The sequence below is a fragment of the Gordonibacter pamelaeae 7-10-1-b genome, from assembly GCF_000210055.1.
GTDB classification, from domain to species: domain Bacteria; phylum Actinomycetota; class Coriobacteriia; order Coriobacteriales; family Eggerthellaceae; genus Gordonibacter; species Gordonibacter pamelaeae.
The window spans coordinates 948,212-957,587 of sequence record NC_021021.1 but is presented as its reverse complement, the minus strand read 5'-3'; the positions used below and the strand labels follow the sequence as shown (position 1 = coordinate 957,587).

Annotated in this window: 11 protein-coding genes; 9 read left to right on the top strand and 2 right to left on the bottom strand. The window is 66.9% G+C overall.

Annotated elements, in window-relative coordinates:
• Positions 1-126: 126 nt before the first annotated feature.
• A complete protein-coding gene (locus GPA_RS04520) occupies positions 127-921 on the bottom strand; it encodes a 4Fe-4S dicluster domain-containing protein (RefSeq protein ID WP_015539080.1) in 795 nt (264 codons plus the stop codon).
• A gap of 292 nt (positions 922-1,213) precedes the next feature.
• On the opposite strand from GPA_RS04520, the gene GPA_RS19960 reads away from it, so the two are divergent.
• From GPA_RS19960 to GPA_RS04510, 3 genes are all read left to right on the top strand, one after another.
• The gene (locus GPA_RS19960; protein WP_015539079.1) at positions 1,214-1,645 is read left to right on the top strand and encodes a DNA-3-methyladenine glycosylase family protein; all 432 of its coding nucleotides are present in this window, start codon (positions 1,214-1,216) and stop codon (positions 1,643-1,645) included.
• The gene (locus tag GPA_RS19955) at positions 1,642-1,914 is read left to right on the top strand and encodes a DNA glycosylase family protein (protein ID WP_231847570.1); all 273 of its coding nucleotides are present in this window, start codon (positions 1,642-1,644) and stop codon (positions 1,912-1,914) included. Before GPA_RS19960 ends, GPA_RS19955 begins: the two co-directional genes overlap by 4 nt.
• Positions 1,915-2,459: 545 nt before the next feature.
• A complete protein-coding gene (locus tag GPA_RS04510; protein ID WP_015539077.1) occupies positions 2,460-3,254 on the top strand; it encodes a ZIP family metal transporter in 795 nt (264 codons plus the stop codon).
• Between the two features lie 425 nt (positions 3,255-3,679).
• On the opposite strand, the gene GPA_RS18900 is transcribed toward GPA_RS04510, so the two are convergent.
• Complete coding sequence (locus GPA_RS18900; RefSeq protein ID WP_015539076.1) at positions 3,680-3,844, bottom strand: hypothetical protein; 165 nt, start codon at positions 3,842-3,844, stop codon at positions 3,680-3,682.
• Between the two features lie 339 nt (positions 3,845-4,183).
• Here GPA_RS18900 and GPA_RS04505 point away from each other — a divergent pair, with 339 nt between their 5' ends.
• From GPA_RS04505 to GPA_RS17310, 6 genes are all read left to right on the top strand, one after another.
• Positions 4,184-5,356: an iron-containing alcohol dehydrogenase gene (locus tag GPA_RS04505; RefSeq protein WP_015539075.1), complete on the top strand. Its 1,173-nt coding sequence runs from the start codon at positions 4,184-4,186 to the stop codon at positions 5,354-5,356.
• A 317-nt stretch (positions 5,357-5,673) separates the two neighbouring features.
• On the top strand, positions 5,674-6,579 hold the full coding sequence (locus GPA_RS04500; protein ID WP_015539074.1) for a peptidoglycan-binding domain-containing protein: 906 nt from the start codon (positions 5,674-5,676) through the stop codon (positions 6,577-6,579).
• A 186-nt stretch (positions 6,580-6,765) separates the two neighbouring features.
• Positions 6,766-7,230: a hypothetical protein gene (locus GPA_RS04495; protein ID WP_041240072.1), complete on the top strand. Its 465-nt coding sequence runs from the start codon at positions 6,766-6,768 to the stop codon at positions 7,228-7,230.
• Positions 7,231-7,403: 173 nt separating this feature from the next.
• Positions 7,404-8,672 carry a 3-isopropylmalate dehydratase large subunit gene (leuC, locus tag GPA_RS04490; RefSeq protein WP_041239088.1) on the top strand — a complete coding sequence of 423 codons (1,269 nt, stop codon included), beginning with the start codon at positions 7,404-7,406 and terminating at the stop codon, positions 8,670-8,672.
• Positions 8,673-8,686: 14 nt separating this feature from the next.
• The gene (locus GPA_RS04485) at positions 8,687-9,184 is read left to right on the top strand and encodes a 3-isopropylmalate dehydratase small subunit (RefSeq protein ID WP_015539072.1); all 498 of its coding nucleotides are present in this window, start codon (positions 8,687-8,689) and stop codon (positions 9,182-9,184) included.
• A 4-nt stretch (positions 9,185-9,188) separates the two neighbouring features.
• The coding region (locus tag GPA_RS17310) for an isocitrate/isopropylmalate family dehydrogenase (protein WP_041239086.1) at positions 9,189-9,376 on the top strand (188 nt) is incomplete at its 3' end.

Sequence of the window (9,376 nt, the reverse complement as noted above, 5' to 3'; positions counted from 1 at the left end):
TTGCCACGAGGTTGCGAGAACCTTCTACGCGCAGGGCGCGAAACCCCCGAGGTTTTTGAGCCGTCCCTTGTGCTCCCGTCAGCCGTATGCAGAAAGAGCCCTCGCGGCCGGTACCTGGCCGGCCGTCTACAGGAACAGCTCCGGCTCCTTGCGCTCCAGGCAGTTGCCCTCGAGCATGGCCACGATGGCTGCCGCCTGCTCGCCCTCGAAGCGCTTCGCGTCCTGCGGGCAGCCCTTGACGCAGGCGTTGCACTGCAGGCAGCCGTCCGCCACCTGGGCGGGGTCGTCGGCATCGATGATGCCCATGGGGCACAGCTTCACGCAGATGCCGCACTTCGTGCAGGCGTCCGTGGTCGCGGGGCGCGCGCCCGTGTCGGGCATGCCGTCGCGGTAGGGGCGGTTGCCCTTGATGGCGGGCGTTTCGGTCGCGCCCTGCTCGATGAGGGCGGCCACGTCGTGCCCGAACTGCGCGGCCACGGCCAGATCGTCCGCGTCGGGGCGGCCGGCGCCCACGCGCGGCGCCATGGAGTGCTCGCCGATGAACGCGCCGGCGGCGATGACCTTGAAGCCGCGCTCGCCCAGCAGGTCGGCGGCCTCCAGCAGCGCATCGTCGTAGTGGCGGTTGCCGTACACGCCCACGACCACGGCCTTCGCCCCGTCGCCCTCGAACTGGTCGATGCAGTCTATGAGCACGGCGGGAACGCGCCCGCTGTACACGGGGAAGGCGAACAGGAACACGTCGTTCTCCTGGCCGCCGGCGCGCACGGGGCGGCTCTTCGGCTTCGTCAGGTTGATGGCGATGCTCGTGAGGTCGCGGTCCGCCGCGATGGCGTCGGCCACCTCGTAGGCGATCTTCTGGGTCGCCTTCGTCGGGCTGAAGTACACGTTGTAGATCGAGTTGCGAACCGGATGGTCCTTCATGATTTCCCCCTCATATGCCTCTCTGCCTTTGCTGCTGTCGGCGCAGCTGCCTTGCGGGCCTGCTGCGCTGCGTGTCCGATGGTACCCCTTTCGGCGCTGTCTGGCTATGGTGGGCGCGGCGTTTTGCCCGGCGACTCCGTCTCTGCGCATTGCGCGGGCCCTGTCGGTGCGCTCCGCGCGCCTTCGCGGGCGCCTTGAGCGCCGGGCCGGTTATACTGGTGCCGAAGGCGGGACCCGGCGAGGTCTGCGCGCCCTCGGCGCCGATGCGCCGGTCACGGCGGAGAGGAACCCTATGGGAGAGCAGCGTTATTTCGAATACGACGAGCAGGCGATAGCCTACCTGAAGGCGCGCGATGCGCGGCTGGCCGAGGCTATCGATGCTATCGGGCCGGTGCGCCGCGAGGTGACGCCCGACCTGTTCGCGGCGCTGGTCAACTGCATCGTGGGGCAGCAGATATCCACGAAGGCGCAGGTTACCGTCTGGAAGCGCCTGACCGACGCGTTCGGCGACGTGACGCCCGGGGCCCTGGCCGCCTGCCCCGACGACGAGCTGCAGCAGTTCGGGCTGTCGTTTCGGAAGGTGGGCTACATAAAAGGCGCGGCCGAGCGCGTGCTGGCCGGCGAGCTGGACCTGGAGGAGCTGGCCGACCTGCCCGACGACGAGGTGTGCCGCCGCCTGTCGGCGCTGCCGGGCATCGGCGTATGGACGGCCGAGAGCTCATGACGTTCTCGATGCAGCGGCCCGACATCATGAGCTACGGCGACCTGGCCATCCAGCGGGGCCTGCGCATGCTGCACCACCATCGCCGCATCACGCCCGAGCTGTTCGCGAAGTACCGCCGCCGCTACTCGCCGCATGGCTCCGTGGCGAGCCTCTACCTGTGGGAGATCGCCGGGGGCGCCGTTGCCGGCCTGCGCGACTGGGCGCCGAAGGGCGGCGAGGCGAAGCGACCGCGGCCGGACGGGGCGAAAGGCGGGCCGCGGGGGGACTAAACGGGCGGTTGACGATCGTAACGGTTTCATTGCTCACGTGCACAAAAGAAGCTGAAAGGGTTCAGTTTGCAGGGAAAAGAGCCTATAATCGGGCTTGTCCGACAGTAGAACCAAACGCAATGGTAAACGGAAAAAGACTATCTTCGCCAAGTACAGTCTCGTGATGATTGCGGCGCCGCAGAGCGGCAGGGCTTGTGGGTGAGCTACGTTGAGGATACGCCAAGCACGCTGTCGGCATTCCTTTCGATGAGGCCGGGGTTTCCCCGGCCTCATTGTGCTCACCTTCGGCCAGCCGCTCGCGACGCCTGCGTTCGAGCCGAGCCGCCCTGCGGCGCTCGTTCACCCGGTTGTTTCCGCGACCGGTCGAGGCCGCGAGGAGCCGGCACTGCTCCCGAGGCGCCGCAGCCTGCGGGGCAACTCGGTAACGCCGGGAAAACGTGGGCGGTTAATCCGACGAAAAGGCTTACACTTGGTGCCTCTAAGATGAAGCCGCCGGCCGTTGCGCTCGAGCGGGGGCCGGTTGACGATACGATGGGAGGGCGCTCATGCAAACCGCGCTTCTCTGGGCTGCGTCGGGCACCGGGTTCACGTTCTTGATGACCACGCTGGGCGCGGCCTCGGTGTTCCTGTTCCGCAAGCGCAACAGCATGGCCATCCAGCGCGCGTTTCTGGGGTTCGCGGCCGGCGTCATGATCGCGGCCTCGGTGTGGTCGCTGCTCATCCCCGCCATCGAGCGCGCCGAGGAGGCGGGCCAGGTGGGCTGGATACCCGCGGCGGGCGGGTTCGTCATCGGCGTGGCGTTCCTCATGGTGCTGCACCAGCTGCTGCCGCATCTGCATCCGGGCGAGAGCAAGCCGGAGGGCCTGCCGAGCAAGTGGGAGCGGCCCACGCTGCTGTTCACGGCCGTGACGCTGCACAACATCCCCGAGGGCATGAGCGTGGGCCTGCTGTTCGCCATGGCCGCGCAGAACGGAGGCGATCCGGGCATGTTCGGCATGGCGGTGGCGCTGGCCATCGGCATCGGCATCCAGAACATACCGGAGGGTGCCGCCGTGGCGCTTCCCATGCTGCAAGAGGGCATGAGCGCGCCGAAGGCGTTCGGGCTGGGGGCGCTGTCGGGCCTGGCCGAGCCGGTGTTCGGCATCCTGGTGGTGCTGTTCGCGGGCCTTATCTCGCCGTACATGCCGTGGATGCTGGCATTCTCGGCCGGCGCCATGATGTACGTGGTGGTGGAGGAGCTGATCCCCGAGGCGCACCTGGGCGAGCATTCGAACGTGGGTACGCTGGGCGTCATGGCGGGGTTTTTGGTCATGATGGTGCTGGACGTGGCGCTGGGATGACAGAATGGCGGGCCTCCTGACGGCTGCGATGCACCCGCGCCTGTGCTCCTAGCAGTGAGGGGCGCGGCACGGCAGGGGCCAAATATATAAGCTATAGAGTCATGGACAAAAACACGCCCTAATCTATAGATTCCATCCCTTGTCCGGCCATATTGAAGAAGACCTTTCCGGAAACTGCTGGTGAGAGTTGCGTAATTCAAATTATCCAATTACAAGGATAAAGAAAAGACGGTGTTTTTGTCCAAGGGAGTGTTGGAAGTGTTTGCCTTCGCCAGGGAATGCGGTTGCGGAATACCTCCTTGTGGAGAACCGCTATAAGTGACAATTACTTCTTTCGCGCGGCGGTTGCGTTTGCTATAATGCAGGCGAGCCGCAGGGAGCTGCTAACTCCCCACGGCTCTCGGATCGTCTTGGCGGTTCGGATGTTATGTGCTGTGCCCCGGATCGTCCTTGTCGGACGACCGGGGCAAATCTTTCGACACGAGCTTGACGACAAGCCCGGCCGCCCCGAGCAGCACGTTCAACAGCGCAACGTGCAGCCCGAGAACCTGCAAGATCGCTCCGGTAAGGGCAAGCAGCATATCATCCATAGAGGGTCACCCCCCCCCTTCCAAAATCGGAAATGGGTGTGAGGGGTGTCGGTCCTCCCCGCCTGGACGAATCCGTGCGGCTATCTTAGCTCCGCAACCTTGCCGCTCGACCGCAATTCGAACGTTGCGGTACCGCGCCGACCTTGCGCGTTCCTTGCATTCCGGCCGTGCGAACCTTGCGGGGATCTTGCGACGTTCCAGCACCTCCCTTGCGTATTTTCGCCGCCTCCGCTTGCAGCCGCCGCCCGGCCCGGCATCCGGCGAACGTGGCGCATGCGGGGGCGGGGGAGCGGTATACTGGTTGGCCAACGACGAAGGCTTGCGGAAAGGACTGCTGCCATGGAGGATTTCGAGTTCGTATCGCCCACGCATTTCGTGTTCGGCCGCGGGGTGGAGGAGCAGGTGGGTGCGAAGCTGGCCGAGCGCGCCGCGCGCCGCGCCCTCGTGCACTTCGGCGGGCAGAGCGCGGTGAAGAGCGGCCTCATCGACCGCGTGAAGGCGTCGCTCGACGCGGCCGGCATCGAGCACGTGGAGCTGGGCGGCGTGCGGCCGAACCCGGAGATCGGCCTTGCGCGCGAGGGCATCGCTCTGTGCAAGGAGCACGGCATCGACTGGGTGCTGGCCGTGGGCGGCGGTTCGGTCATCGACTCGGCGAAGGCCATCGCCGTGGGCGCGCACTACGACGGCGACGTTTGGGACTTCTTCGAGACGAAGCAGCAGACGGACGACGTGCTGCCCATCGCCGTGGTGCTCACCATCCCGGCCGCCGGCAGCGAGGCATCGAAGAACACCGTGATGAGCAACGACGAGCTGGGCCTGAAGTCGGGCTATCCGAACAACGCGCAGCGCCCGAAGCTCGCGTTCATGAATCCCGAGCTCACGTTCACGCTGCCGGAGTACCAGACGGCGGCCGGCCTCACCGACATGTTCTGCCACCTGCTGGAGCGGTTCTTCGACGACGTGGGCGCCGTGCCCGTGACGGACAACCTGTGCCTGTCGCTCATGAAGACGGTGCGTGCCGAGGCGCCGCGCGTCATGGTTGAGCCGGACAACTACGACGCGCGTGCGAACGTCATGTGGGCGGGCATGCTCTGCCACCAGGGGCTCGCGGGCGTCGGCCGCCACGAGGACTGGGCCACGCACGGCCTGGAGCACGAGCTTTCCGCCCTGAACCCGGGCATCACGCACGGCGCGGGCCTGGCCGTGATGTTCCCCGCGTGGATGGAGTTCGTCTACGACGCGAACCCGTCGCGCTTCGCCCACTACGGCCGCGAGGTGTTCGGCCTGGCGCCCACCGGCGACGTGGAAGCCGACGCGCTGTCGGCCATCGACGAGACGCGCGGCTTCTTCGCCTCGCTCGGCATGCCGGTGACGCTCGACGAGCTGGGCGTGGGCGAGGACGACATCGAGCGCATGATTCCCACCCTCAAGGAGAACAAAGGCGAGCCCTTCGGCAGCTACAAGAAGCTCACCATGGACGACGCGAGAGAAATCTACCGGATCGCGCTTTAGGGTTCCGTCGGCCTGCCGGCCGCCGGAACGACTCGACGCTGCGAAGCCCCCTGGCACCCGATCTTGCCGCGATCCCGGAGGTTCGCGTACCGCAGTACGCTTCACCTCCGCGATCCCGCCAATCTCGGGTGCCAGGGGGCTCCTCGCTGACTTACTACGCCAACCTGCGCGGCCGTTATGCGCCCTCCGGGCGCATGGGCGGGTCGCTTCGCTCCCGCCCGGTCAACTTGGGGGTGGATGCCGTCGCTTGCGTGCCGCTCTGTTCCTTTGGTGAAACCCCCAGCGTGGATGCCGGGGGGAGGGCGGCCTGCGGTACCATGACCCCCATGGAAACCATCAAGCGACATGACACGGGTGCTGCCGTCGAGGACGTGCAGCAGCGCCTGGCCACCATCGGGTTGCTCGACCAGGCCGCCATCGACGGCGCGTTCGGCGAGCAGACTGCCGCCGCCGTGCGGGCGTTCTGCATCCAGGCGGGCCTGCCTGCGGGCGAGGACGTCACCGGCAAGGTGTGGTCGGCGCTCGTGGACGCCTCGTACTTCCTGGGCGACCGCACGCTGTACCTGCGCATGCCCCATTTCCACGGCCATGACGTGGAGGAGCTGCAGCAGGCGCTCGGCGCGCTGGGCTTCGCCTGCGGGGCGAACGACGGCATCTTCGGCGCGTACACGGAGCTGGCGCTGCGCAAGTTCCAGCTGAACCTGGGTCTGCCGTCCGACGGGATCGCCGGCGCGTACACCTACGCGGCCATCCGCAACCTCCACCATTCGTGGGAGGGCAAAGAGGCCGTGCACGAGGCCGTTCACCTGGGCTTCGCGCGTGCGGCCGACGTGCTGGAGAGCAATGCGCTCTGCCTGTTCGGCACGCATGAGTTCACGCGCAGCGTGGCGTCGCGCATGTCGAACCTCGCGCTGGCCACGAGCCCCGCATCGAAGATCGTGAGCGCCGACTCGCTTTTGGTGAAGCCCGACCAGGAGATGCTGCTCGTGCACATCGTGCTGGCCGAGGAGGCTACGGCCGAGGCCGTGCCGCGCGTGAGCTTCGACGACGAGGCCACGCTGCCCCTGCGCCTGGAGACGGCCATCGGCGTGGCCGATGCCGCCGCCTCGTCGCGCATCGCCGTGGAGCTGCCCGGCACCATGTGGGAGGATGCCGGCGAGGGACGCTCCGCCCAGCACTTCGCCATCACCCTGCTTGACGCCCTCTGCTCCGCGCTCTCGTAGGTTTCGTCGGCCTGCCGGCCGCCGGAACGCTGCTGGTGCGGTGGCCTGGCAGCGCTGTCTCGTGCTCCTACACCAGAGGGAGTAGCCAACGTGTCAGTTCGATGACGGATTTGCCGGTCGAAGCGGGGGTGCGCTAGGAGGCTTTTATACTTGCTGGCAAGCAACTTCGATGAAAGCAGGTTCATTATGGCCGATGATACGAACAACACCGATCAGGGCATCCCCACGCCTCCCGCATGCGATGCTCCCGAGCCGGTTCCTCCCGCGCAGCCGCAGCAGCCGCCGACGGGCCAGCAGATGCCGCCGCAGCAGCAGCCCTACCAGGCCCCGCAGCCGGGGTATCAGCCGCAGCCGCAGCCGATGTACATGCCGGCGCCGCTCATGCAGCTCACCGGCGGCATGAAGTTCGGCTGGTTCGTGGTGGGCGCCCTCATGGGCATCCCGGGCATCGTCATCTCGTGGCTTGTGAACGTGGACAAGCTGCCGCAGGTGAAGAGCGAGGCCCTGAAGTGGACCATCATCGGCTTCGTGGTGTGGATCGTGCTGGGAATCCTCATCAGCCTGGCGATAGGCGGCATGATCACGGCATTGGTTGCGGGGGCCATGGGCTCGGCCGGTTACTATGGCTACGACTACCACGGCTCCTGGTAGGCCGGCCTGACGGGCGCCGTCGCGGCGAAACATGGAAAATCGCTTCACAACGAAGAGCCCTTCGGGGCTCTTCTCTTTTGCGTGGTAAAGCGAGTGCTACAATGGTGGGCGTTTTCCACCTGCCCGCGCCTCCGCGCGGGTTCGCACGGCCCACCGCAACCAAGGAGCAGCCCATGCCACGTCCCATGACCATGGCGGAGAAGATCCTCGCCGCCCATGCGGGGCTCGACGAAGTGGAGCCGGGTCAGCTGATCGAATGCGATCTCGACCTCGTGCTGTCCAACGACGTCACCGCCCCCATCGCCGTCAAAGAGTTCCGCAAGATCGGCGTCGAGAAGGTGTTCGATCCCGAGAAGATCGCCCTCGTTCCCGACCATTACGTCCCCAACAAGGACATCAAGAGCGCCGAGCAGGCCAAGATCGTGCGCGACTTCGCGCGCGAGCAGGGCATCACCCACTACTACGAGGTGGGCTGCATGGGCGTCGAGCACGCGCTGCTTCCCGAGCAGGGCGTCGTCGGCGCGGGCGACCTCATCATTGGCGCGGACAGCCATACCTGCACGTACGGCGCGCTGGGCGCGTTCGCCACGGGCGTGGGCTCCACCGACGCCGGCGTGGGCTACGCCACCGGCAAGGCGTGGTTCAAGGTGCCCGAGTCTCTGCTGTTCAAGATCGAGGGCGAGCTCGCCCCCGGCGTCACCGGCAAGGACGTCATCCTGCACATCATCGGCATGATCGGCGTGGACGGCGCGCTCTACCAGGCCATGGAGTTCACCGGCAGCGCCATCCGCACCATGGGCATGGACGAGCGCATGAGCATCTCGAACATGGCCATCGAGGCGGGCGGCAAGGCCGGCCTCATCGAGGTCGACGACGTGACGCGTGCCTACATGGACGGCCGCACCGAGCGCCCCTACACCGAGTACCACTCCGATCCGGACGCGATGTACGCGAAGGTGTACGAGATCGACGCCGCCTCCATCGTGCCCACCGTGTCGTTCCCGCATCTGCCGTCGAACACGCGCCCGGCCGCCGAAGCCCGCGACATCAAGATCGACCAGGCCGTCATCGGCTCCTGCACGAACGGCCGCATCGTCGACATGCGCCAGGCCGCCGACGTGCTGCGCGGGCGGAAGATCCATCCCGACGTGCGCTGCATCGTGATCCCCGCCACGCAGGCGGTGTACCGTCAGTGCATGGAGGAGGGCCTCATGGACGTGTTCCTCGATGCGAACTGCGCCGTGTCCACGCCCACGTGCGGGCCGTGCCTCGGCGGCTACATGGGCATCCTCGCCGCGGGCGAGCGCGCCATCGCCACCACGAACCGCAACTTCGTCGGCCGCATGGGCGATCCCACGAGCGAGGTCTACCTGTCCTCGCCGGCCATCGCCGCGGCAAGCGCCGTGCTCGGCCACATCGGCCTGCCGGAAGACTTGGACTAGGAGGGACTGCGACCATGCAATTCAAAGGAACCGCGCACCGCTACGGGCGCGACATCGATACCGACGTCATCATCCCGGCCCGCTACCTGACCACGTCCGATCCGGCCGAGCTCGCGAAGCACTGCCTGGAGGACCTCGACACGTCGTTCATCGAACGCGTGCAGCCGGGCGACATCATCGTGGCCGACGAGAACTTCGGCTGCGGCTCGTCGCGCGAGCACGCGCCCATCGCCATCAAGGCGGCCGGCGTCGACGTGGTCGTCGCCAAGAGCTTCGCGCGCATCTTCTACCGCAACTCCATCAACACCGGCCTCGCCATCATGGAATGCCCCGAGGCGGTGGACGCCATCAGCCAGGGCGACGTGGTGAGCGTGGACGCCGACGCGGGCGTCATCGTGGACGAGACGACGGGCCAGACCTTCCAGGCGCAGCCCTTCCCCCCGTTCATCAAGGAGATCATCGAAGCCGGCGGCCTCATCAACCGCACGCGTCAGAAGCTGGGCGAGGAGTAGAACCATGGCCAAAACCTACAACATCTGCCTGCTTCCCGGCGACGGCATCGGCCCCGAGATCATCGCCGAGGGGTGCAAGGTGCTGGACGCCGTGGGCGCGAAGTACGACACGGCGTTCTCCTGCACCGAGGCGCTGCTGGGCGGGTGCGCCATCGACGCGACGGGCACCGCGCTGCCGGACGAGACGCTGCG